Origin of the sequence: Pseudomonas saudimassiliensis (genome assembly GCF_000939975.1) — a bacterium.
In the GTDB taxonomy this organism is placed as follows: domain Bacteria; phylum Pseudomonadota; class Gammaproteobacteria; order Pseudomonadales; family Pseudomonadaceae; genus Halopseudomonas; species Halopseudomonas saudimassiliensis.
Window position 1 is genome coordinate 2,255,028 of sequence record NZ_LK391969.1, and the last position, 22,238, is coordinate 2,277,265.

The 22,238-nt window shown below is 62.2% G+C and carries 24 protein-coding genes; 4 read left to right on the forward strand and 20 right to left on the reverse strand.

What is annotated here, in order from left to right:
* Window positions 1–72 precede the first annotated feature (72 nt).
* From murB to VG99_RS10480, 7 genes are read right to left on the reverse strand one after another with little or no spacing between them, the layout of a single operon-like run.
* Window positions 73–1,098 carry a UDP-N-acetylmuramate dehydrogenase gene (gene murB / locus VG99_RS10450; RefSeq protein WP_044499799.1) on the reverse strand — a complete coding sequence of 342 codons (1,026 nt, stop codon included), beginning with the start codon at window positions 1,096–1,098 and terminating at the stop codon, window positions 73–75.
* Entirely contained in the window at window positions 1,095–1,859 is a 765-nt protein-coding gene (gene kdsB, locus VG99_RS10455; protein ID WP_044499800.1) for a 3-deoxy-manno-octulosonate cytidylyltransferase, read from the reverse strand. The genes murB and kdsB overlap by 4 nt, the downstream gene beginning before the upstream one ends.
* Before the next feature lie 2 nt (window positions 1,860–1,861).
* A complete protein-coding gene (locus tag VG99_RS10460) occupies window positions 1,862–2,047 on the reverse strand; it encodes a Trm112 family protein (protein WP_044499801.1) in 186 nt (61 codons plus the stop codon).
* Window positions 2,048–2,060: 13 nt separating this feature from the next.
* Entirely contained in the window at window positions 2,061–3,065 is a 1,005-nt protein-coding gene (gene lpxK, locus VG99_RS10465) for a tetraacyldisaccharide 4'-kinase (protein ID WP_044499802.1), read from the reverse strand.
* 23 nt (window positions 3,066–3,088) lie between these two features.
* Window positions 3,089–3,520: an ExbD/TolR family protein gene (locus VG99_RS10470; protein WP_044499804.1), complete on the reverse strand. Its 432-nt coding sequence runs from the start codon at window positions 3,518–3,520 to the stop codon at window positions 3,089–3,091.
* 2 nt (window positions 3,521–3,522) lie between these two features.
* Window positions 3,523–4,203 carry a MotA/TolQ/ExbB proton channel family protein gene (locus tag VG99_RS10475; RefSeq protein ID WP_044499805.1) on the reverse strand — a complete coding sequence of 227 codons (681 nt, stop codon included), beginning with the start codon at window positions 4,201–4,203 and terminating at the stop codon, window positions 3,523–3,525.
* A gap of 24 nt (window positions 4,204–4,227) precedes the next feature.
* On the reverse strand, window positions 4,228–6,534 hold the full coding sequence (locus tag VG99_RS10480) for a DNA internalization-related competence protein ComEC/Rec2 (protein ID WP_044499806.1): 2,307 nt from the start codon (window positions 6,532–6,534) through the stop codon (window positions 4,228–4,230).
* A 101-nt stretch (window positions 6,535–6,635) separates the two neighbouring features.
* Here VG99_RS10480 and VG99_RS10485 point away from each other — a divergent pair, with 101 nt between their 5' ends.
* Window positions 6,636–7,160, forward strand: a complete 525-nt coding sequence (locus VG99_RS10485) for a DUF2062 domain-containing protein (protein ID WP_044499807.1) — start codon at window positions 6,636–6,638, stop codon at window positions 7,158–7,160.
* Here the strand turns inward: VG99_RS10485 and lolD are convergent, their stop codons facing one another.
* Together lolD and VG99_RS10495 are read right to left on the reverse strand one after the other, a co-directional pair.
* Window positions 7,161–7,850 carry a lipoprotein-releasing ABC transporter ATP-binding protein LolD gene (gene lolD, locus VG99_RS10490; protein WP_044499808.1) on the reverse strand — a complete coding sequence of 230 codons (690 nt, stop codon included), beginning with the start codon at window positions 7,848–7,850 and terminating at the stop codon, window positions 7,161–7,163. It lies immediately after the preceding gene.
* Window positions 7,843–9,087: a lipoprotein-releasing ABC transporter permease subunit gene (locus tag VG99_RS10495; protein ID WP_044499809.1), complete on the reverse strand. Its 1,245-nt coding sequence runs from the start codon at window positions 9,085–9,087 to the stop codon at window positions 7,843–7,845. Before VG99_RS10495 ends, lolD begins: the two co-directional genes overlap by 8 nt.
* 87 nt (window positions 9,088–9,174) lie before the next feature.
* Between VG99_RS10495 and VG99_RS10500 the strand changes: the two genes are divergently transcribed.
* Genes VG99_RS10500 through VG99_RS10510 form a run of 3 tightly spaced genes read left to right on the forward strand, consistent with a single transcriptional unit; the run spans window position 9,175 to window position 10,792 of the window.
* The gene (locus VG99_RS10500) at window positions 9,175–9,753 is read left to right on the forward strand and encodes a PilZ domain-containing protein (protein WP_044499811.1); all 579 of its coding nucleotides are present in this window, start codon (window positions 9,175–9,177) and stop codon (window positions 9,751–9,753) included.
* Window positions 9,750–10,046, forward strand: a complete 297-nt coding sequence (locus VG99_RS10505) for a hypothetical protein (protein WP_044499812.1) — start codon at window positions 9,750–9,752, stop codon at window positions 10,044–10,046. The genes VG99_RS10500 and VG99_RS10505 overlap by 4 nt, the downstream gene beginning before the upstream one ends.
* A gap of 8 nt (window positions 10,047–10,054) precedes the next feature.
* Entirely contained in the window at window positions 10,055–10,792 is a 738-nt protein-coding gene (locus VG99_RS10510; RefSeq protein WP_044499813.1) for a glycerophosphodiester phosphodiesterase, read from the forward strand.
* A 17-nt stretch (window positions 10,793–10,809) separates the two neighbouring features.
* On the opposite strand, the gene sthA is transcribed toward VG99_RS10510, so the two are convergent.
* From sthA to VG99_RS10565, 11 genes are all read right to left on the reverse strand, one after another.
* Window positions 10,810–12,207 carry a Si-specific NAD(P)(+) transhydrogenase gene (gene sthA, locus VG99_RS10515; RefSeq protein WP_044499815.1) on the reverse strand — a complete coding sequence of 466 codons (1,398 nt, stop codon included), beginning with the start codon at window positions 12,205–12,207 and terminating at the stop codon, window positions 10,810–10,812.
* 55 nt (window positions 12,208–12,262) lie between these two features.
* A complete protein-coding gene (nqrM, locus tag VG99_RS10520; protein WP_044499816.1) occupies window positions 12,263–12,496 on the reverse strand; it encodes a (Na+)-NQR maturation NqrM in 234 nt (77 codons plus the stop codon).
* Between the two features lie 3 nt (window positions 12,497–12,499).
* Window positions 12,500–13,522: an FAD:protein FMN transferase gene (locus tag VG99_RS10525; RefSeq protein WP_044499817.1), complete on the reverse strand. Its 1,023-nt coding sequence runs from the start codon at window positions 13,520–13,522 to the stop codon at window positions 12,500–12,502.
* Window position 13,523: 1 nt separating this feature from the next.
* A complete protein-coding gene (gene nqrF / locus VG99_RS10530) occupies window positions 13,524–14,747 on the reverse strand; it encodes an NADH:ubiquinone reductase (Na(+)-transporting) subunit F (protein WP_044499818.1) in 1,224 nt (407 codons plus the stop codon).
* Window positions 14,748–14,763: 16 nt separating this feature from the next.
* Entirely contained in the window at window positions 14,764–15,372 is a 609-nt protein-coding gene (nqrE, locus tag VG99_RS10535) for an NADH:ubiquinone reductase (Na(+)-transporting) subunit E (RefSeq protein ID WP_044499819.1), read from the reverse strand.
* Window positions 15,372–16,046, reverse strand: coding sequence for an NADH:ubiquinone reductase (Na(+)-transporting) subunit D (locus tag VG99_RS10540; protein ID WP_204216715.1), 675 nt, complete (start codon window positions 16,044–16,046; stop codon window positions 15,372–15,374). The genes nqrE and VG99_RS10540 overlap by 1 nt, the downstream gene beginning before the upstream one ends.
* Window positions 16,043–16,834 carry a Na(+)-translocating NADH-quinone reductase subunit C gene (locus VG99_RS10545; protein ID WP_044499821.1) on the reverse strand — a complete coding sequence of 264 codons (792 nt, stop codon included), beginning with the start codon at window positions 16,832–16,834 and terminating at the stop codon, window positions 16,043–16,045. The genes VG99_RS10540 and VG99_RS10545 overlap by 4 nt, the downstream gene beginning before the upstream one ends.
* On the reverse strand, window positions 16,827–18,038 hold the full coding sequence (locus VG99_RS10550; protein WP_044499823.1) for an NADH:ubiquinone reductase (Na(+)-transporting) subunit B: 1,212 nt from the start codon (window positions 18,036–18,038) through the stop codon (window positions 16,827–16,829). The genes VG99_RS10545 and VG99_RS10550 overlap by 8 nt, the downstream gene beginning before the upstream one ends.
* Window positions 18,039–18,041: 3 nt before the next feature.
* On the reverse strand, window positions 18,042–19,379 hold the full coding sequence (locus VG99_RS10555; RefSeq protein ID WP_044499825.1) for a Na(+)-translocating NADH-quinone reductase subunit A: 1,338 nt from the start codon (window positions 19,377–19,379) through the stop codon (window positions 18,042–18,044).
* A 313-nt stretch (window positions 19,380–19,692) separates the two neighbouring features.
* The gene (locus tag VG99_RS10560) at window positions 19,693–21,132 is read right to left on the reverse strand and encodes a glyceraldehyde-3-phosphate dehydrogenase (RefSeq protein WP_044499826.1); all 1,440 of its coding nucleotides are present in this window, start codon (window positions 21,130–21,132) and stop codon (window positions 19,693–19,695) included.
* Window positions 21,133–21,255: 123 nt separating this feature from the next.
* Window positions 21,256–22,236 carry a TerC family protein gene (locus VG99_RS10565; protein WP_044499827.1) on the reverse strand — a complete coding sequence of 327 codons (981 nt, stop codon included), beginning with the start codon at window positions 22,234–22,236 and terminating at the stop codon, window positions 21,256–21,258.
* Window positions 22,237–22,238: the final 2 nt, after the last annotated feature.

Here is a 22,238-nt window from a genome sequence, read left to right on the forward strand (position 1 = left end):
GCGTTGAAGCGGTAACAAAAAGGGGATGCCAATGGCATCCCCTTTTTATTTGCGTCCTTTCTGTAACCGACCTCAGCCGCCGATCAGTTGGGGCTCCATCTCCAATGCCACACCGAACTTGGCCTGCACATCCCGCTGGATATCCGCGGCCAGTGCCATGACATCCACTCCCCGGGCCTGCCCCAGGTTGACCAGCACCAGCGCCTGCTCCCGGTGCACCCCTACCCGCTCCCTGCAATGGCCCTTCCAGCCAGCCTGCTCGATCAGCCAACCAGCGGCAAGCTTGACGCTGCCATCGCCCTGGGGGTAATGCGGCATGGCCGGCCAGGTGGCCAGCAGGGATGCCGCCTGCTCCGGCGGCAACAGCGGATTCTTGAAAAAGCTGCCGGCATTACCCAGCTGAGCCGGGTCCGGCAGCTTGCTGCGGCGGATCTGGCAGACCAGTTGGCTGACGACGCGGCTATCGGGACGAGCCAGGCCGGTGGCCTGCCAGGCGGCCGCCAGCGGGGCGTAGTCGAGTCGGGGGGCAGGCTGAGTGTAGAGCCGCAGGCGTACCCGCAGGATGACGAAGCGTCCCGCCTGCTGCTTGAACAGGCTGTCGCGGTAGCCAAAGCGGCAGGTGTCACGCTCGAACCGGCACACTTCTCCGGTGGTACGATCGAGGGCGTCCAGGCTGTCGAACAGATCACAGAGCTCCACGCCGTAGGCACCGATGTTCTGCATCGGCGCCGCGCCCAGGGTGCCGGGAATCAGCGACAGGTTCTCCAACCCGTGGAGCCCCTGATCCAGGCTCCAGCCAACCAGCCGGTGCCAGTTCTCCCCCGCCTCCCCTTCGATAACGGCACTCCCCTGCCCCCGGCGCAGCACGCGCCGGCCGCGGCTGCGCATGCCGATCACCAGCCCGCGCACCGAGCCTGCGACGATCATATTGCTGCCGCCGCCCAGCAGGGTCACCGGCCAGCCTTCCCGGTCAGCCAGCGCCAACGCACCGCGCAGTTGTTGCTCGTTGTCCACCAGCACCAGCCGCTCGGCTGGTTCACTGATACCGAAGGTGTTGAAGCTGCGCAGATCTGCCGCGCAGAACATCTCCGGCATCATTCGGCGACAGCCAGCAGTTGCCGCACCCGCTGCAGGTCCTCGATCGTATCCACACCCGCGGGCGGTACTTCGCAGGCATCAGCCACATGGATGCGACAACCGAACCACAGGGCCCGCAGTTGCTCCAGGGACTCGGCGGTTTCCAGCGGGCTGGCCGGCCAACCCACGTAGTCATGCAGAAAGCCGACCTTGTAGGCATACAGGCCGATATGCCGACGGAAGGGCGCGGTCTGTGGCAGCTGCTCCGGTCGCCCGGCAGCGAAGTCATCCCGGCACCAGGGCATGGGCGCGCGACTGAAATACAGGGCGAATCCCTGGTGATCGGTTACCACCTTCACCGCGTTGGGATTGAACAGCGTATCGATATCCTGCAGCGGTTCAGCCAGGGTGGCGATACTCGCCGCCGGAAAGGCCCGCAGATTAGCCGCCACCTGGTCGATCAGCGCCGGAGGGATCAGCGGCTCATCGCCCTGCACGTTCACCACGTGGGCGTCCGCTTCCAGACCCAGCTGGGTGACCACTTCCTGCAACCGGTCAGTGCCGGAGGGATGATCAGCCCGGGTCATAACGACGTCGGCGCCAAAGGCCCGGCAGGCATCGACGATACGCCCGTCATCGGTCGCCACGGTCACGGTGGCCGCACCGCTTTTGCGGGCCTGCTCCCAGACGTGGCGGATCATTGGCTTGCCAGCAATGTCCTGCAGCGGCTTGCCCGGCAGCCGGGTGGAGGCGAAACGGGCGGGTATGATGACGTGGAACATTATCAGTTGCCCAGCCTCTCATCCGCGTCCAGGGCCCGGGCTTCGGTCTCCAGCATGACGGGAATGCCATCGCGTACCGGGTAGGCCAGGCCATCGGCGCGGCACCATAGTTCGGTCTTGTCCTGATTCTGTACCAGCGGGCCCTTGCACAGCGGGCAGGCCAGGATATCGAGCAGTTTGGGATCCATCGTCAGACTCCGGTCAGGGGGAAGTAGAACAGCTGGGCGGCAGGTGGCCATCCAGCTGCAGATGCAACGCCGCGGCAAAGGCGTCACTCAAGTGGGCATCGACGCGCAGATACCACCAATGGTCGCGGGCGAAGCCGACACATTTTACCGCGTCCTTTTCGGTCATGATCAACGGCTCGCCGTGATCAAAGCCGGCAAAACTGTCGGCATTGTAACCGGCGTGGTCGGCAAACGCCTGCAGGGTGGGAGTGAAACCCAGGCTTTCCAGGGTGCGGCGAAAGCGCTCAGGGTTACCGATACCCGCCACCGCCTGCACCCGGGTCGCCAATGGCCATGCACTGGGGCTGATCCGCTGGCCGGTCACCAGGTTCACCAGCTCGGTGGCCTGCAACTGCATGGCAAAGCCATTGTCGCCGTCGGCGGTGGCGCCGTTGCGCACGATCAGGTCCACCGACGCCAGCCGTACGGCGGGCTCGCGCAACGGGCCCTCGGGCAGACAACGAGCGTTACCCAGGCCGCGCGCGTGGTCCAGCATCAACACCTCCAGGGTACGGCCCATGGCGTAATGTTGCAGGCCATCGTCACTGATGATGATATCCACCTGCGCCTGCTCAAGCAGATGGCGGCCAGCCCGCGGGCGGTCCGGATCGATGACCACCGGGACCTGGCAGCGACGAGCGATAAGCAGCGGTTCGTCGCCGACCTGTTCAGGGCCGTCCAGCTCAGGGCGAATCCGCCAGGGCAGCGTGGGCGGCTCCGCCCCGTATCCCCGACTGATGACGCCGACCCGCCAACCCTGTGCCCGCAGGTGCTCTACCAACCAGATCACCATCGGCGTCTTGCCCGTGCCACCGAGCGTGATGTTGCCCACCACGATCAGCGGCACCGGCGGCTGCCAACTGGCCGTCGGCTCAGCCAGGAAGCGTTGGCGGCGGCGTTCGGCTACCTGCTGGTACAGCGCCGATAGTGGGCGCAGCAGTGCCAACCAGCGGCGCCCCTGATACCAGGAGCGCAGCATGAACGCTTCCAGCGACCCTTTCTTCACTGCGCGGAGGGTTCCATCTCGTTGGTGGTCAGGCGCAGGCGGTTGAACCCCTGTTGGCCCGCCGCATCCATGACGGTGATCACCGATTGGTGGCTCGCCTTGGCGTCAGCGGTAATCACCACCGGCAGCCCGGTATTGCCGCCCGCCTCCCGCTGCAGGGCGGTCTGCAGGTTCTGCAATCCCGGATCGATCAGGCTCTTGCCGTTGATGGTGACCTCACCGGCCGCCGATATCAGCACCTCGATCTGCTCCAGGTTGCGGTTTTCCACCGGCTCCCCGGAAGCGGACTCCGGCAGGTCGAGCTTGAGCTGGGTTTCCCGGGTGAAAGTAGTGGAAACCATGAAGAAGATCAGCAGCAGGAACACCACGTCGATCAGCGGCGTCAGGTTGACTCCAACCTCCTCCCGCCGGGCGCGTCGAAAATTCATGCTCAATTCCCCTGGGCAGTCTTGGCTGCACGGCGAATGACCGGATCGGCCGCCACATCGTTGCCGTTCGGCTCAGCTTCGCGATTGCCCTGCACCACCTCAACCAGCTTGGTCGCTTCCTGCTCCATGGCCACCACCAGTTCATCAACCCGGCGCACGAAGAAGCGATGGAAGAACAGGGCCGGGATGGCCACGGTGAGACCGGCAGCCGTGGTGATCAGCGCCTTGGAGATGCCGCCGGCAAGCACCGCGGTGTTACCGGTGCCCTGGACCATCACCGCGGTGAACACATCGATCATGCCGATGACGGTGCCCAGCAGACCGAGCAGAGGCGTGATCGCCGCGACGGTACCCAGGGTATTGAGGTAGCGCTCCAGCTCATGGATAACCTTGGTGGCGGCTTCCTGGATGCTTTCCTTCATGATCTCCCGCCCATGGCGGGTGTTGGCCAACCCGGCAGCGAGGATTTCGCCCAGCGGCGAGTCGGCCCGCAGGCTCTTGATGCGGGCCGCATCCAGCTGCCCGTCCTTGATCCAGCGCCATACCTGACCCAGCAGATTGGGTGGCGCCACCCGGCTACTGCGCAGCGCCCACAGACGTTCGAAAACGATGGCCAGGGCCACCACGGATGACAATATGATCGGCAACATCAGCCAACCACCGGCACTGATCAGTTCCCACACAGGCGTTCCCTCCAGAAAATTTGCTTACTCTAGCACGGGCCCGGATAGCTGTTCAGCCAGCCGCCCCGTTGCTTGATCTTCATGCCAGAAGCGTCGTGCACGCTCTCGCCAGGACCATTCCCGGCGGGCCTTCCCTGCGTCATCCAGGACGAAGCGTATCGCTCCGGCGGTGGCAGTATAAACCGGTTCTGCTTCCAGTTCGCGGTAACGTGCAACGACTAGCGGATGGGGATGGCCGTACGGGCTGTGACGCCCGGCGCTGAACACCGACCAGCGTGGCTGTACCGCACGAATGAAGGCATAGGATGAGGAACTGCGGCTGCCGTGATGGGGTGCCAGCAACAGATCAGCGCGCAGCATCTGGTCAAGCATCTGGTATTCGCTGCTCACACCCAGATCGCCGGGCAGCAGCACCGCGGTGTCACCTGCCACCGCGCGTAGTACACAGGACTGTTCGTTGGGTGGTGCGGGCGGCGGCTGACTATAGAGGATCTCGAAACGCACGCCGTCCCACTGCCAGCTATCCCCCGGCATGCAGGGTTGCGCCTGGAGCAGCGGATCAATGGCCGCATGCTGGCCGGCCAGGGTTTGCCCCACCGGCAGATGCGCCGCGATGAAGGGCGCCCCACCGGCATGGTCATTGTCGGCGTGGCTGATCAGCATCACATCGAGCTTGCGCACGCCCAACGCCAACAGCGCCGGATGCACCACTGCCTCGCCCAGATCGAAACCACTGCTGAACCGCGCACCGGTGTCGTAGAGCAGATCGTGATGCTCCGTCTGCAACAGCACCGACAGGCCCTGCCCCACGTCCAGCACCGTCACCCACAGCTGGCCCGCAGCGGGCCGCTCATGGAACGGCATCAGCAGGGCCAGCAGGCAGGCCATCGCCGGCACCCACAGCAGCCGCGCCAAGGGACTCAGCAAGGCCGCAACGCCAGCCAGCCCCAGCAGGAACCCAGACCAGGATGGCGTGGGCAGACGCTCTGCCCCGCGCCACTGGGCCAACCAGTCCAGGCCCTCGAACAGGGCGTTCAAGGTTACCGCCGCACCTTTCAACAACCAGGGAAAGTCGAACAGCAACTCCAGTACCGTACCCAGCAGGGCTGCCGGCACCACCAACAGGCTCACCCAGGGGATCGCCAGCACGTTGGCCAGCGGCGCGCTCAGGCTCGCCGGCATGTTCCACCACATCAGCCAGGGCCACAGACCGACGAACACGACCCACTGTGCCCGCCCCCAGCGCCACCAGAGAGACGCTGAGCCCAGGCGCGCGCCCATGCCATAGAGCAACAGTCCGACCGCCATGAAGGACAACCAGAAGCCCGCCCGCAGCGGGCCACCAGGGTTGCCGGCCACCACGGCAGCAAAGGCCAGCAACCAGAGCGTCCACAGACGCGGTCGGCGGTAGACCAGCTGGACCAGCAAGCCAAGACTGATCATCAGCAGGGCACGCTGAACCGGTACGCCAAACCCGGCCAGCAGCGCGTAGATCGCCGCGATGGGAATCACCAGCACGGTAGCCAACCACAGCCGCGGCCAGGGCCAATTCACCAGGCCCAGCCGACCGAGCAGCATCACCAGGCCAAACACTGCGGCCGCCAGCATGCCGACATGCAGCCCGGAAATAACCATCAGGTGCGCCGTACCGGTTGCCTGCAGCACCAGCCAGTCATCCCGGTCCAGCACGCTTTTATCGCCTACCACCAGGGCAATCAGCCGGGCACCACCGGCCTGCTCGGCCAGCGCCGTGGTCATGCGAGAGCGGATCTCCTGGCGCAGCGCCGCAAACCCGGCGAACCGGGGCGCTTCGGCAAGTCGCTCGCCGTGGCGGATACTGCCCAAGGCGCCCACGCCCTGGGCATACAGCCAGGCTTCGTAATCGAAGCCGCCCGGGTTGGCCATGCCCGCGGGTCGGCGCAGGGTGATTTCGAAGCGCCACAGCTCCCCGGGGTTGGTAGGCTGGCCGTCAAACCAGTGCGCCCGGAGCGGCGGCAGCGTCTGGTCATCGGCAACCAGTCGTGCATCGGTCAGTGCCAGCCGCCAGCCGGTCTCGGTCGCTTCCGGCAGGCCCTGGATCCGGGCCACAATCTCGGTGCGCACACCATCGAGCTCCGGTGGCAACCGTTGTGCCAGCAACTGGGAGTGGATGAAGCAGGACCACAGCAGGCCCACTCCCAGGGCGCCCAGCCAGCGCCACTGAGACCTGCGCCATAGCGCCGCACCCAGCACCAGCGGCGCCGCTGCCAGCCAGAGGGGTGGCAGCCCGGAGAGCCCCAGGGGTAACAGCATGCCGGCGATCAGTGCGACCAGCAGCAATGGCACATCCATGCGCGGAAACATCCTGTGATGGTGAATGCGGCGGCGGATGGTAGTCGACGCGCGGGAATGCATGCATAATTGCAGCCTACCCTTCCGCCGATCAGTCTGCGATGCCGCGCCAGCTACTCAAACGCTACATGCCCAGTCCGGAACGGATCCAACGCAACAAGTCGCTGCGTTTTTTAGGGAAGATCCTTCAAGATCCGAATATCTGGCATATCACCCGCCACAGTGTTGCGCGGGCCGTGGCCACGGGTCTGTTCGTTGCGATGCTGCCGATCCCGCTGCAAATGCTGCTGTCGGCGTGCATCGCCATCTTCATTCGCGGCAACCTGCCGATCTCGGTGGGCCTGGTCTGGCTGACCAACCCCATCACCATGCCACCGGTTTTTTTCATTCAGTACAAGATCGGTACGTTATTGCTCGGCGCGCCCGAGCGCACCATGCCCATGGAGTTGTCACTCAGCTGGCTGACAACGGAGCTGCAGCACATCTGGCAACCCATGCTGCTCGGCTCCTTGCTATCCGGAATCGTGCTGGCCGGGCTCGGCTACGCCGGGACCCTGTTATATTGGCGTTTCTGGGTATCGCGCAACTGGCAGCGCCGCAAAATGCGACGCCGTCGTCAGTCCTGATCAGCTCAGCTGACGTTCCATCAGCCGGCCTTCATTGAGTGTCAGCACGCGATCCATCTGCCCCGCCAGGGCCAGGTCATGGGTGACCACGAGAAAGGCGGTGTGCAGTCGCTGGCTGAGCTCCAGCATCAGTTGCTGGACGCCACGGGCCGTATGCTGATCCAGGTTACCGGTCGGCTCATCCAGCAGCACACAGGCGGGTTCGTTGATCAGCGCCCGGGCTATGGCTACCCGTTGCCGCTCCCCCCCCGACAACTCCGCCGGTTTATGCCCGGCGCGGGCTGACAAGCCAACCCGCTCCAGCATCGCCATGCCCCGCTCCCGCGCTTCGGCAATCGGCGTGGCGCCGATCAGTAGCGGCATACAAGCGTTCTCCAGGGCGGTGAACTCGGCCAGCAGGTGATGGAACTGGTAGACGAAGCCCAGGCCGGTATTGCGCAACTTGCCGCGCTCCCCTTCCTTGAGGGCCGACATCTGCTGGCCCGCCAGCCAGACTTCACCGGTGCTGGGCGTATCCAGGCCGCCCAGCATGTTCAGCAGAGTGGTCTTGCCCGAGCCGGAGCTGCCGACAATGGCGATACGCTCACCGGCCCGCAGGCTCAGGTCGATGCTGTCGAGGACCTGCAGGCGCTGCGGCCCGACCGCGTAGTGCTTGCTCAGCTGCCGGCACTCCAGTACTACATCAGTCATAACGCAGGGCCTCCGCGGGTTCGGTACGGGATGCACGCCAGGCCGGATAGAGCGTCGCCAGGAAGCTCATGCCCAGGGCGGCGGTGCAGATGATCACGACATCCGTCCAGATCAACTGGGACGGCAGGTAGCTGATGAAATAGACATCGGAGCTGAGGAACTGGGTGCCCAGCAGCCGCTCTAGGCCAGCCACCAGCGCCGAGACATTCAGCGCGGCGAGCACGCCGAGTACGCCGCCGGCCAGGGTACCCACCACCCCGATCACCGAGCCCTGCACCATGAAGATGCCCATGATGGTGCCCGGGGAGGCTCCCAGGGTGCGCAGGATGGCGATGTCAGCCTTCTTGTCAGTGACCACCATGACCAGCGTGGAGATGATATTGAACGCCGCCACCGCCACGATCAACAGCAACAGCAGGCCGATCATGGTCTTCTCCATGCGGATCGCCGCAAACAGGTTGCCGTGGCTCCGGGTCCAGTCCTGGGCGTAATAGTTGCCCGGCAACTGCTCGACCAGATTCCAGGCCACCTGGGGCGCCTGGAACAGGTCGTGCAGGCGCAGGCGCACGCCTTGCATCTGGCCCGGTGTCCAGCGGCTCAGGCGCGCCGCATCCCCGGCGTGGATCATCGCCATGGAGCCATCGAGCTCGGCGCCGACCTTGAAGATGCCGGTGACGTGGAAACGCTTCAGGCGCGGGAAGACCCCGGCGGGCGTGACGGAGGCCTCCGGCAGGACCAGGGTCAGCTTGTCGCCGGGCATCACACTGAAGCGCCGGGCGATCAGCTCGCCGATGATGATGCCGAACTCGCCGTCCTGCAGATCGTTGAGCGAGCCGGACTCCATGTGATCTTCAATGATCGAGACCTGCGCCTCGGCCTCCGGGATCACCCCGCTGACCAGCACCGGCGCGACGCTGCCGTTATGGGTCAGCATTCCCTGCAACTGGATGAAGGGCGCCGCCGCGGCTACGCCAGGATGGGCTTCAAGCTCGGTCGCCAGGGACCGCCAATCATCGATCGGCTGATAACCGTTGATGCTGGCATGGGGCACCATGCCGAGGATGCGGGTACGCAGTTCCCGGTCAAAACCATTCATCACGGACAAGACGAGAATCATCACCAGAACCCCGAGGGTCAGCCCCAGCATGGAGATCAATGAGATGAAGGAAATGAAGTGGTTACGGCGTTTGGCGCGCGTATAGCGCAATCCGATAAAGAAAGGCAGAGGTCTGAACATGGAGTACCTGATCGGGAAAAGCCTTGGTGAGTGGCAGTTCGGGCTGCCATGTTACACTGATTCCGGTTTCGGTAAACGGGGCTGAACATGCAAAGCAACAATACTATCGATGTGCATGCGGGTTATTTCCAGATCCAGGATCAGCTGTCGCTGGACTACCGGCCCACCGAGGCGCCCACCGCCCAGGCAACCGAGGAGACTTCTCCCTTGTTTGGCCTGTTGGGCGAGCTGCATCTGCTGGAGCACGACGCCCAGCCGCTACTGCGGCAGATTGGCGAGCGTGACCGTACCATCGCCGCCTACCTGAAGATTCTCAGCAAGCGGATCGAGCTGATCGGCCGGGCATTGGCTCTGCAATTGACTGACGACATGGGTACCACCGTCCCGGTGATCCTGAGCGAAGCCGGCCTGAGCTTTACCACTGACATGCCCCTGCCCATCGGCAGCTGGCTTGCCCTGCGGTTGCTGCTGCCCACACCCATTGGCCTGAGCGCGCCTGTGCAGGTAGCCGATTGCCGCCCCGCCAGCTCTTTCGGAGACTATCTGATACAGGTAAGCTTCGAGCGGTTCACCGAGGCCCAGCGCCAGTTGCTGGCCCGGCATATAATGCAAAAGCAGGCACAGGATATTCGTGCCGCCAAGGATAACGAAAGGATTTCGCCATGAAATACACACTGCCCCTCTTCCTCGCTACCAGCCTGCTCACCGTCACGGGCATGCAGGCCCAGGCCGACACGCTGACCATCCCGGTGGGCCAGCAGGCGGCGCAACAGGGACTCAGCCTGCCGCAACGGGGCGCCGCTGCCAGCACCGTACGCCAGCAACATGGCGAGCCCGTAACCCGCCATGCCGCCGTGGGCACGCCGCCGATCAGCCGCTGGGACTACGACGGCTTCAGTGTGTATTTCGAACATGACAAGGTGGTACACAGCGTCCGCCAGCATAAGCCCGCCCACTGAGGAAACCCATGCTCATCTACGGTCATCGAGGGGCCCGCGGCGAAGCGCCGGAAAACACCCTGCCAAGCTTTCGCAAAGCCCTGGAGGCCGGTGTCACCCGCGTCGAGCTGGACCTGCACCTGTCATCCGACCATCAACTGATGGTCATCCATGACCCCACACTCAAGCGCACCACCGGCATCAAGGGCAAGATCGCTGCCCATACCGCCGCACAACTCATGCGCCTGGATGCCCGGCTCGGCCTACCCGGCTGGGCCGAACCCTGCCCCATTCCCACCCTGGAGCAGCTGTTTCGCAGCTGTCCGGAGTTCGACCATTACCAGTTGGAAGTCAAGAGCGGCTCGGCCGCCCAATCCCGCCGGGTAATGGCAGCGGTTACGCCATTGGTGGCTGAGTTCGGCCTGCAGGACAAGGTGGTGATCACCTCCTCGAGCCGCACGCTACTGCGCCATGTGCAGCAGCAGGGTTACGGGCTGCCCACCGGCCTGGTGGAGGAATACGGTTTTCTGGATCCGGTGAAAAGCGCACTGCGCTACGGCTGTCGCTTTCTGGTGTTGAACTGGAAGCTCTGCACCCCCGCCCGGGTTGCCCAAGCCCAGCGTGAGGGCTTGCATGTGTCCGTGTGGACGGTGAATGAGCCGCAGTTGATGCTGCGGCTGCGGGATATGGGTATCGACAGCCTGATCACGGATGTCCCCCAACTGGCAATGCAGGTGCTGGGCGAGGCGCCCGACGCGACTCGTTAAGCGCGCCGGGCTGACCCTCAGAACAGCCGGCCGAGACCGTCCAGGGCCGCGACCCGATAGGCTTCCGCCATGGTCGGGAAGTTGAAGGTGGTATTGACGAAATACTTGATGGTATTGGCCTCCCCCTCCTGGCTCATGATCGCCTGGCCGATGTGGACGATCTCCGACGCCTGGTCACCAAAGCAGTGGATACCCAGTACCTGCAGGGTATCCCGGTGGAACAGGATCTTCAGCATGCCCACCGGCTCACAACTGATCTGCGCCCGCGCCATGTTCTTGAAGAACGCCTGGCCCACCTCGTAGGGCACTTTCTCGCTGGTCAGTTCACGCTCGGTCTTGCCCAGCGAACTGATCTCCGGAATGGTGTAGATGCCGGTCGGCACATCATCGACAAACCGCCAACTATCATTCTCGACGATGTTACCCGCCGCCGAGCGACCCTGGTCGAAGGCCGCGCTGGCCAGGCTCGGCCAACCGATCACATCCCCGGCCGCATAGATATTCGGCACCTCGGTGCGGTAGTTTTCGTCGACCAGGATCTGGCCCCGGCTGTTGGCCTTCAGGCCGATATTCTCCAGCCCCAGGCCGTCGGTGTTACCGGAGCGACCGTTACACCACAGCAGCGCGTCACCCTTGATCTTCTTGCCCGACTTCAGGTGCAACACTACCCCGCCGCCGTTGAGCCCTTCGATCTTTTCATACTCCTCATTATGGCGGATCAGGGCCATGCTGTTGCGCAGATGGTAACTCAGCGCATCAGAGATCTCGTCATCGAGGAAGCTCAGCAACCGGTCACGGTTGTGGATCAGATCGACCTTGACGCCCAGGCCGCAGAAGATCGAGGCGTATTCACAACCGATGACCCCGGCGCCGTAGATGATCAGGGTGCGCGGGGTATGGTTCAGCTGCAGGATGGTGTCGCTGTCGTAGATGCGCGGGTGGTTGAAGTCCACATCCGCCGGACGGTAGGGACGCGACCCAGTGGCGATGATGATTTCCTTCGCTGTCAGACGATCCACCGCACCCTCGGCGTTCACCAGCTCGACGGTATGGTTGTCAGCAAAACTGCCCTTGCCGAAAAACAGGTCGATACGGTTGCGCGCGTAGTAGCTGTTGCGCGAGCGTACCTGGCGGGTGATGACCTTCTCGGCGCTGTTGAGCACCTCGGGAAAGGAAAAATCCCGCGGTTCGCCCACCACCCGGAACATCGGGTTGGTGTTGAACTGGATGATCTGCTTGACGGAATAACGCAGCGCCTTGGAAGGGATGGTGCCCAGATGGACGCAGTTGCCGCCGACCATATTGCGCTCTTCCACCACCGCGACCCGGCGCCCATTCTTGGCGGCATTGACCGCTGCGCCTTCACCCGCCGGGCCCGCGCCCAGCACCACTACATCATAGTTATACACAGCCATGCAAAATCGGTCCTGTAACAGTCAGTACGTCAAAATAGTCGATGCGGCGCGCTCTTCAGTCCTTGCGAGTGGCCTCGTAGCCGAGCGCCGCACCCTTGATCGAACCGGTATCCTGACGCGATTCCTCACACTTGTTCGGGTTGCCGCCGCAAATGCCGCAGCTGCTGTCCAAGCCGGTGGCGCCAATGCCGCCGCACGAACCGGCAATGGGCTTGCGCCCCATCATGACACCCACAGCCATACCGGCGACGCTCAGCAGCATCAATGAAAAAGCCAGTACCCAAACCATGATTTACTCCTTGCTCTGATGCAGAGCGGTGAACTGGGGCGTACTCCGCGACACGAAGCCGTCGCCCTCGCGAATGACGAACAATGCCGGAAGTTCATGCTCGAGGGCATACTCCCAGCCTAGATCCGATCCCTTTACCAGCAGGACGGTGGAAAGCCCATCCGCCCAGGCTGCCGAAGGGTGAAGAACCGTCACCGCCGCCAGGTCATGCATGACCGGGCTGCCGGTGAGGGGGTCGAAGGTATGCGAGTAGCGCTGACCTTCATGTTCGAAATAATTCCGGTAATCACCGGAGGTGGACACCCCCAGGCCGCGCAATGGCAGTACCACCTGCGCCACCCGGCTGTCATCGCGCGGCTCCTCGACGGCAATGCGCCACGGTCGGCCGCCGGGCTTGGTGCCGTCGGCCTTGAGTTCGCCGGTGATTTCCACCATGTAATCTTGGATGCCCATGCTCGCCAGGTGTTCAACCACCTCATCGACCATGTAGCCCGCTGCCAGGCCGCTGACGTCCAGCTGCAGCGCCACATCCTTGCATAATTGCCCATCCCGCACATGGAGATGCTGGTGCCCGGTCTGAGCCCGGGCCTCAGCCCGCTCCTGCTCGCTGGGCACGCGCTGCGGCCCGGTCTCACCGTGAAAGCCCCACAGTTGGAGCAAAGGATCCAGGGTGATATCGAAACCGCCGTCGCTGGCCTCGTGCAGTTGCTCGGCCAGGGTCACTATATCAAGAATCGACTGGGCCATGGGCTGACAGCTGCCGGCCGGGGCCGCATTGAACCGGGACAGTTGCGAATCGGGTCGCCAGGTAGAGGCTACCGATTCGAACTCCTCCAGCAACTGATCGACGGACGCCTTGACCTCGTCCGGCGCGGGCGTCTGCTCGGCACTCACCCATTTGATCGAGTAGGTGCTGCCCATGGTCAGGCCATGGATTTCAGAAACCGGCTCGGCAGAATTGAAACAGCCCGTCAGGACTGCTGCCAGGGCAACAGCACCAACGGGCCAGGCAAAACGACGTGGCATACTAGCCGCCGAAGTCGTCGAGGAGGATATTCTCCGGTTCCACGCCCAGGTCTTCCAGCATCTTGATAACCGAGGCGTTCATCATGGGCGGCCCGCACATGTAGAACTCGCAGTCCTCAGGAGCCGGGTGGTCCTTGAGATAGTTCTCGTACAACACGTTATGGATGAACCCGGTCGGCCCTTCCCAGTTGTCCTCCGGCAGCGCATCCGACAGGGCCAGATGCCATTCGAAGTTCTCATGCTCGGCCGCCAGCTTGTCGTACTCGTCGACATAGAAGGCTTCGCGCAGGGAACGGGCACCGTACCAGAACGACATCTTGCGCTTGGTCTTGATGCGCAGCAGCTGGTCCATGATGTGCGAGCGCATTGGCGCCATCCCGGCCCCGCCACCGACAAAGACCATCTCCGCATCGGTGTCCTTGGCGAAGAACTCACCGAAGGGACCGTACACGGTAATCTTGTCGCCCGGCTTCAGGCTGAAGACGTAGGAGGACATCTGGCCCGGGGGCACATCGTCACGGCCAGGCGGCGGCGACGCCACCCGGATGTTGAACTTGACGATGCCCTTCTCTTCCGGGTAGTTGGCCATGGAGTAGGCGCGGATGACCGTCTCGTCGACCTTGGACACATAGCGCCACAGGTCGAACTTGTCCCAATCCCCCTGGAATTCCGGCTGGATGTCAAAATCCTTGTAGTGCACGGTATGGGGCGGACACTCCAGCTGAACATAACCACCAGCACGGAAGTTGACGTTCTCCCCTTCAGGCAGACGCAGGGTCAGCTCCTTGATGAAGGTCGCCACGTTGGGGTTGGACTCCACCACGCATTCCCACTTCTTGACCCCGAAAATTTCCTCCGGGATCTCGATCTTCATGTCCTGCTTGACCGGGGTCTGGCAGGACAGGCGCCACCCTTCCTTGGCTTCACGGCGGGTAAAGTGCGACTCCTCGGTCGGCAACATCTCGCCGCCCCCGGACTCCACCACGCATTTGCACTGGGCACAGGTACCGCCGCCGCCACAGGCGGAGGACAGGAAGATGCCGTTGGCCGCCAGGGTGCCCAGCAGCTTGTCGCCCGCCGGCACGGTAATGGTACGTTCGCCGTTGATCTCGATGCTGACATCCCCGCTGCTCACCAACTTGGAGCGCGCGAGGAGAATCACCACCACCAGCGCCAGCACGATGGCCGTGAACATGCCGATGGCGAGAAAAATTTCATAATTCATCTGCTCACTCCCTTCCTTACAGCTGTACGCCAGAGAAAGACATGAAGCCCAGCGACATCAGTCCGATTGTAATGAAGGTGATGCCCAGACCCTGAAGCCCATCGGGAACATCGCTGTACTTGAGCTTCTCGCGGATGGCGGCCAGCAGGGCAATCGCCAGCGCCCAGGAAGTACCCGACCCAAAGCCGTAGACCACACTCTCCGACAGGTTGTAGTCCCGCTCGACCATGAACAGCGTGCCACCCATGATCGCGCAGTTCACCGTGATCAGCGGCAGGAACACGCCCAGGGCGTTGTAGAGTGCCGGCACGAACTTGTCCAGCAGCATCTCGAGGATCTGCACGATCGCGGCGATAACACCGATGTAGCTCAGCAGGCCCAGGAAGCTCAGATCCACATCCGGCAGGCCGGCCCAGGCCAGTGCGCCGTCCTTGAGCAGGTAGGTGAAGATCAGGTTGTTGGCCGGTACGGTGATGGCCTGTACCACGATGACCGCGATACCCAGACCAATAGCCGTCTCCACTTTTTTGGAGATGGCAATGAAGGTACACATGCCGAGAAAGAACGCCAGGGCCATGTTCTCAACGAACACGGCTTTGACGAACAGACTGATGTAGTGCTCCATTAGTATGCCTCCCGCTCGGAAACCTGCGGCGCCATGCGATAGGTCGGCTCTTCAACCTGCTCGCGCTTCCAGGCGCGCAGTGCCCAGATGAACAGACCGATGAGGAAGAACGCAGACGGAGGCAGCAACAGCATGCCGTTGGGCATGTACCAGCCACCATCGTTGACCACCGGCAAAATGGTGTAACCCATGAGTTTGCCCGCACCGAACAGCTCCCGCACGATACCCAGGGCGATCAGCACCACGCTGTAGCCCAGGCCGTTGCCAATACCATCGAAGAACGACAGTACGGGCGGGTTCTGCATGGCGAATGCCTCGGCACGCCCCATGACAATACAGTTGGTGATGATCAGTCCGACGAACACCGATAGCTGCTTGGACAGCGAGTAGGCATAGGCCTTCAGCACCTGGTCTACCAGAATAACCAGCGAGGCGATGATCACCATCTGCACGATCATCCGGATGGAGCTGGGAATCTGACTGCGAATCATCGAGATGAACAGGTTGGAGAACCCGGTCACCAGGGTCAGCGCGATACACATTACCAGGGCGGTATTCAGATTCGAAGTTACCGCCAGGGCGGAGCAGACCCCGAGGATCTGCAGGCCGATGGGGTTATTGTTGAAAACCGGGTCCAGCAGGACCTGTTTGACTGTCGGCTGTGACATGCTCAAGCCTCCCCTGAACGCAGGTTATCGATGAAGGATCCGAAGCCGTTCTCGCTCAACCAGTAGTGCAGCAGGTTGTTTACACCATTGGCCGTCAAGGTAGCGCCCGCCAGACCGTCGACCTGATGGTCGGCGTTCGGGTTCGACGCGTCGACATTGCCCTTGATGACGCGAATTGCCAGCTGGCCGTCGTCATTGAAGATTTCCTTGCCGGGCCACAGGCCGCGCCAGTTAGGGTTATCCACTTCGCCACCCAGGCCGGGTGTTTCGGCGTGCTGATAGAAGCCAAAACCCTGGACGGTGTTCAGGTCACCCTGCAGGGCCAGGAAGCCATGCAGCGTCGACCAGAGACCATAGCCGCGGACCGGGAGGATCAGTGTTTCCATCTCCTGATTGTCGCTTTCGACGATGTACACCACGCTGAAGTTCTCGCGGCGGTTGATCGAGGCGATGTCTTCACCCCCGGTCAGGTTCTTCGACATGGCCGGGTCTTTGGCGGCAGCGACCGGGTCGAAGGTCTGCGGGTCGTGTTCATCACTGAAACGACCGGTTTCCAGATCAACCAGGCGCGCAATGATGCGCTCGTTGAACAGGGCCTGTACCTCGGGTCCGGACATACCGGGATCGCCGATCCCGGCAATCGCCAGAATGTTGCGCTGTTTGTCGAGCTGGCTATTCTCGATCTGGATCGGCCGCAGGGCGACCGCGGCGCCCGCCACAAAGACAGAGCAGACCAGACACACCAGCAGGGCGACTAGTAGCGTGCGGGCGGTAGATTCGTTTGGACTAGACATTGCGTGCCAGCCTCCGCTTGATATTGGCTTGAACGATGAAGTGATCGATCAGCGGTGCACACAGGTTGGCGAACAGGATCGCCAGCATCATGCCTTCCGGGAAGGCCGGGTTGACCACACGGATCAGCACCACCATGACACCGATCAGCGCACCGAAGATCCATTTGCCCAGATTGGTCATCGAGGCCGACACCGGATCGGTGGCCATGAAGATCAGACCAAAGGCAAAGCCACCGGTCACCATGTGCCAGTACCAGGGCATGGAGAACATCGGATTGGTATCCGAGCCCAGGGTATTGAACAGGGTGCTCAGCGCGATCATGCCGATCATGACCCCGGCGACAATGCGCCAGGAAGCGATCTTGGTCATGAGCAGCACGGCGCCGCCAATGAAGATGGCCAGAGTGCTGGTTTCACCAATGGAGCCATGCATGGTACCGATAAAGGCGTCCATCCAGCTCAATCCACTGTTCACCACCGTGTCGATACCACCGGCGCCCGCCACACTCAGCGCCGTGGCACCGGTGAAGCCATCCACGGCGGTCCATACCGCATCGCCGGATAGCTGTGCCGGGTAGGCGAAGAACAGGAAGGCACGGCCGGTCAGGGCGGGGTTGAGGAAGTTCTTGCCGGTACCGCCGAAGATCTCCTTGCCGATGACCACACCGAAGCTGATACCCATGGCAACCTGCCACAGCGGGATATCGGGCGGCAGGATCAGCGCAAAGAGCACCGAGGTGACGAAGAAGCCTTCGTTGACCTCATGCTTGCGGATGGAGGCAAAGAGCACCTCCCAGAAGCCGCCGACAATGAAGGTCACGGCATAGATAGGCAGGAACCAGGTGGCGCCATGAACAATGTTGTCCCAGATGCTGGCTGGATCGAACCCGGCCAACATGGCGATCAGACCGATCCGCCACCCCTCCTGGGCCTCGAGCAACTCGGAATTGACCGCGAAGATGCTGTTGGCCTGGTAACCCACGTTCCACATACCGAAGAACATTGCCGGGAAAGTACACAACCAGACGGTGATCATCATCCGCTTGAGGTCGATACCGTCGCGCACGTGGGCGGTGGTCTTGGTCACGCTGGAGGGCTTGTACAGGAAGGTGTCCACCGCTTCGTAAAGCGCGTACCACTTCTCGTGCTTACCACCCTTCTCGAAATGATGCTCTATCTTGTCAAGAAAACTGCGCAGTCCCATCGATCAACCCTCCATCTCGATGCGCGTGAGATTGTCACGCAGGATCGGGCCATATTCGTACTTGCCTGCACAGACGTAGCTGCACAGCGCCAGATCCTCTTCATCCAGCTCGAGACAGCCGAGCTTCTGCGCCACCTCGGTATCGCCGACGATCAGTGCGCGCAGCAGCTGGGTCGGGAGGATGTCCAGCGGCATGACTTCTTCGTAGTTGCCCACCGGGATCATCGCCCGCGCACTACCGTTGGTGCTGGTGGTGAAGTCGAAGCGCTTGGAGGGGATCAGCTTCGAAATGAAGATATTCAGAATCGAATGCTTGTTGACCCCGGCACGCAGGTAATGCAGGACTTCACGCTCGGTGCCTTCACGCAGAACCGATACCTGGAGGTGGTAACGACCCAGGAACATGGCCGCGCCACGTGCCAGGCGTCCACCCAGCACGGAACCGGAAATGATCCGGTTGTTGCCGGGCATCACTTCACCGGCGACCAGCTCTTCCAGGTTGGCGCCCAGTACGGTGCGCAGCAGTCGCGGACGTTCGACCTGGGGGCCACCCAGCGCAACAATGCGCTCACTGGACAGCCGACCACTGGTGAACAGGCGCCCCACGGCAACCACGTCCTGGTAATTGATATGCCACGCCTGGCGCGTCTCGCTGACCGGGTCCAACATGTGGATGTGGGTGCCCGGCAGGCCGGCGGGATGCGGGCCGGCGAAGCTTTCGGTACGCACTCCGTTGATGTTGCTACCCGGGATCGAGGCGCCATTGGCGACACACAGCCAGACGCCGGCCAGACGGGCCAGCACCTTCAGGCCATTCTCGAAGTCCGCGGCGCAGGTCTGCAGCACCACGGCCGGATCGGCAGCCAGCGGATGGGTGTCGATGGCGGTAACGAAAATCGAGGAAGGAACGGCGTCTACCGCGGGCACCTTGCTGTAGGGCCGGGTGCGCAGGGCGGTCCAGAGACCGGACTGGACAAGCTTGTCGCGTACCGCCTGGGGCTCGAGACCCTCCAGACTATCCGCGCTGTGACTGCCGAAGTCGACTGCGTCGTCACCCTCGACATCAATAACCACCGACTGCAGAACACGCTTCTCGCCACGATTGACCGCGCTGATGACGCCGCTGGCCGGTGCGGTGTAGATCACCCCAGGGGTTTTCTTGTCGCTGAACAGGATCTGTCCCGCCTGCACCCGATCACCAACCTGCACCTCCATGGTAGGTTTCATACCGTGGTAATCGAAACCTACAACCGCAACGCTTCTGACAGGACGGGCGTCTTCAATACGTTGCTCGGGTGAGCCGGTGATTGGCAGGTCCAAGCCCCGTTTGATGTTTATCATACGATTAGCCTAATCACGAAGTGGAATTATTAGCAGGCAATGGCACCGCGCAGAGCTGGCAATCGCTCCGCCGAACAAGCAGAAACAGTCAGATAACGCGACCACGACCCGATCAAAAAATCCTGCCAAGTATAAAGATCATGCTCAGGCAAAGCTACTCAAGAGGCGGATTTTTAAAGTGGTGCCAGGGCCTGGCACCGGGGGCTCCGGCCGGTGCCGGCCGGGGACTGAGAAGAGCGGCGCGCAGGCCCCGTGGCAGCCGGACAGCTGGCATGAAAAAAGGCGCCGAAGCGCCCTTTTTCGTTACTGCATGTTATGCCGGGAAGGCTGGCGGGTTAACCCCGGCCACATCTTCCAGAATCCGCACTACCTGACAGCTGTAGCCGAACTCGTTGTCATACCACACGTACAGGATGACCCGGTTGTCATTGCAGATGGTTGCCTCGGCATCCACCACGCCAGCGTGGCGGGAACCAACGAAATCGCTGGATACCACTTCCTGGCTATTGGTGAAGTCGATCTGCTTGTGCAGCTCCGAGTGCAGCGCCATGTGACGCAGGTAGTCGTTCACCTCGTCGCGATCGGTGGACTTCTCCAGATTCAGGTTGAGAATGGCCATGGAGACGTTCGGCGTCGGGACGCGGATCGCATTCCCGCTGAGCTTGCCCGACAGCTCCGGCAGCGCCTTGGCGACCGCCTTGGCCGCACCGGTCTCGGTGATGACCATGTTCAATGCCGCGCTACGACCCCGGCGATTACCCTTGTGGAAGTTGTCGATCAGGTTCTGGTCGTTAGTGTACGAATGAACTGTTTCGACGTGACCGTTGAGGATGCCGTACTTGTCGTTGATAGCCTTGAGCACCGGCACAATGGCGTTGGTGGTGCAGGACGCCGCGGAAATGATCTTGTCTTCCGGGGTGATGGTCGCGTGATTGATACCATGCACGATGTTCTTCAGATCACCCTTGCCTGGCGCCGTCAGCACGACCTGGGCCGCGCCAGGGCATTTCAGGTGCTGGGACAGACCGGCTTCGTCACGCCACACACCAGTGTTATCGACGATGATGGCGTCATTGATGCCATAGGCAGTGTAGTCGATGCTCGCCGGATCGCTGGCATAGATCACCTGGATCTGGTTGCCGTTGGCGGTCAGGGTGTTGTTCTCTTCATCGATGGTGATAGTGCCCTGGAAGGAGCCGTGTACCGAATCGCGGCGCAACAGGCTGGCACGCTTGGACAGGTCGTTCGGCGCACCCTTGCGCACGACAATGGCGCGCAGACGCAGGCCGTCACCGGCACCGGCCTTCTCGACCATGATGCGGGCCAGCAGGCGGCCGATACGGCCAAAACCGTAGAGCACCACATCCCGTCCCTGGCGCTGCTCGCCCTTGCGACCGATGACACTGGCCAGTTCCTTGCGCAGGAAGGCGTCGAGATCGCCATTGCCTTCCTGGGCGTACTTGTTGGTCAGGCGCGCCAGGTCGATGGACGCCGGCCCCAGATCCAGGTCCAGCAGTGCCTTGATCACCGGGTAGGTGTCATGTACCGAGAGCTCGTTATCATCGATCTGCCGGGCGAAGCGGTGGGACTTGAGCAGGCTGATGACGGAGCGATTAACCAGGCCGCGGCCGTAGATCGAGGTGACCACGTTGTGTTCACGGTACAAACGCCCGATCAACGGAATCATCGCTTCGGCAGTCGCTTCACGGTCGGTCCAGTTTTCCAGACATTGCTCGTATTGGGCTTGAGTCACGGCTTTTCCTTCCAGGGTCAGGGAGCTTAAAGGGCCAATATTATGCGGCGAGCGGACGAGAGAGGCAATCACCGAACACAAACGACTGCTTCCCGATCCGCCCAGGGAGCAGTCGCTCGAGCCTCAGACAGCGCCGCGGCGGGTTTTGTACAGCGACAGCAACACGCCACCAGCCAGCAGCGCAAAGGTCACGCCCAGCGATACGGCGGCGTGGATCTTGATGTCCAGGCCGTGCAGCAGGATCTTACAGCCGATGAAGATCAGCACCAGAGCCAGCGCATATTTCAGATAGATGAAGCGGTGCATCATCGCGGCCAGGGCGAAGTACAGCGACCGCAGGCCGAGGATGGCGAAGATGTTTGAGGTATAGACAATGAAAGGGTCCTGGGTGATGGCGAAGATCGCCGGGACGCTGTCCACGGCGAACACCAGGTCTGCCAGCTCGATCAGCACCAGCGCCAGGAACAGCGGCGTGGCATAGAGTACGGCCTTGCCGGTCTGGCCTGGCAGGCGCACGAAAAACTTCGAACCATGCAGGTCATCGGTCACCCGGAAATGCCGGCGGATAAAATTGACCAGGCGGTTCTGTGACAGGTCCGGGTGCTCCTCCTCGTCCTTGCTGAGGAACATCTTGATGCCCGAGAACAGCAGGAACACCCCGAACAGGTAGAGGATCCACTCGAATTCCTGCACCAGCGCCGCCCCTAGCCCGATCATGATCGCCCGCAGCACGATCACTCCGAGGATGCCCCAGAACAGCACCCGGTGCTGATAAATGCGGGGAATGCCGAAGAAACCAAGGATCATCGCCATGACGAACACGTTGTCCATGGACAACGACTGCTCGATCAAAAAGCCGGTGTAGAACTCCAGCGCACTGGCGGCGCCCATCTGGAACCAGACCCAGAGACCGAACAGCAAGCCGACTGTGAAATAGCCGCCATATAACAGAAAGCTTTCCCGCACCTCGATTTCATGCTCTTCCCGATGCAGCACACCGAGATCGAACGCAAGGATACCCAGAACGATGGCCAGGAACAGCAGCCACTGCCAGGTTGCAGTGCCAAGAAAGGGGTCGGTCAGAAACGCCATCAGAGGCTCCATAG

Bases quoted from the DNA above. Each gene is read 5' to 3' on its own strand.
- VG99_RS10555 (WP_044499825.1), bottom strand. From the start codon at position 19,379: ATGATAAACATCAAACGGGGCTTGGACCTGCCAATCACCGGCTCACCC.
- kdsB (WP_044499800.1), bottom strand. From the start codon at position 1,859: ATGTTCCACGTCATCATACCCGCCCGTTTCGCCTCCACCCGGCTGCCG.
- nqrE (WP_044499819.1), bottom strand. From the start codon at position 15,372: ATGGAGCACTACATCAGTCTGTTCGTCAAAGCCGTGTTCGTTGAGAAC.
- VG99_RS10460 (WP_044499801.1), bottom strand. From the start codon at position 2,047: ATGGATCCCAAACTGCTCGATATCCTGGCCTGCCCGCTGTGCAAGGGC.
- VG99_RS10495 (WP_044499809.1), bottom strand. From the start codon at position 9,087: ATGTTCAGACCTCTGCCTTTCTTTATCGGATTGCGCTATACGCGCGCC.
- VG99_RS10500 (WP_044499811.1), top strand. From the start codon at position 9,175: ATGCAAAGCAACAATACTATCGATGTGCATGCGGGTTATTTCCAGATC.
- VG99_RS10565 (WP_044499827.1), bottom strand. From the start codon at position 22,236: ATGGAGCCTCTGATGGCGTTTCTGACCGACCCCTTTCTTGGCACTGCA.
- VG99_RS10545 (WP_044499821.1), bottom strand. From the start codon at position 16,834: ATGTCTAGTCCAAACGAATCTACCGCCCGCACGCTACTAGTCGCCCTG.
- sthA (WP_044499815.1), bottom strand. From the start codon at position 12,207: ATGGCTGTGTATAACTATGATGTAGTGGTGCTGGGCGCGGGCCCGGCG.
- nqrF (WP_044499818.1), bottom strand. From the start codon at position 14,747: ATGAATTATGAAATTTTTCTCGCCATCGGCATGTTCACGGCCATCGTG.
- VG99_RS10505 (WP_044499812.1), top strand. From the start codon at position 9,750: ATGAAATACACACTGCCCCTCTTCCTCGCTACCAGCCTGCTCACCGTC.
- lpxK (WP_044499802.1), bottom strand. From the start codon at position 3,065: ATGCTGCGCTCCTGGTATCAGGGGCGCCGCTGGTTGGCACTGCTGCGC.
- VG99_RS10550 (WP_044499823.1), bottom strand. From the start codon at position 18,038: ATGGGACTGCGCAGTTTTCTTGACAAGATAGAGCATCATTTCGAGAAG.
- VG99_RS10510 (WP_044499813.1), top strand. From the start codon at position 10,055: ATGCTCATCTACGGTCATCGAGGGGCCCGCGGCGAAGCGCCGGAAAAC.
- VG99_RS10470 (WP_044499804.1), bottom strand. From the start codon at position 3,520: ATGAATTTTCGACGCGCCCGGCGGGAGGAGGTTGGAGTCAACCTGACG.
- lolD (WP_044499808.1), bottom strand. From the start codon at position 7,850: ATGACTGATGTAGTACTGGAGTGCCGGCAGCTGAGCAAGCACTACGCG.
- VG99_RS10525 (WP_044499817.1), bottom strand. From the start codon at position 13,522: ATGCCACGTCGTTTTGCCTGGCCCGTTGGTGCTGTTGCCCTGGCAGCA.
- murB (WP_044499799.1), bottom strand. From the start codon at position 1,098: ATGATGCCGGAGATGTTCTGCGCGGCAGATCTGCGCAGCTTCAACACC.
- nqrM (WP_044499816.1), bottom strand. From the start codon at position 12,496: ATGGTTTGGGTACTGGCTTTTTCATTGATGCTGCTGAGCGTCGCCGGT.
- VG99_RS10480 (WP_044499806.1), bottom strand. From the start codon at position 6,534: ATGGATGTGCCATTGCTGCTGGTCGCACTGATCGCCGGCATGCTGTTA.
- VG99_RS10485 (WP_044499807.1), top strand. From the start codon at position 6,636: ATGCCGCGCCAGCTACTCAAACGCTACATGCCCAGTCCGGAACGGATC.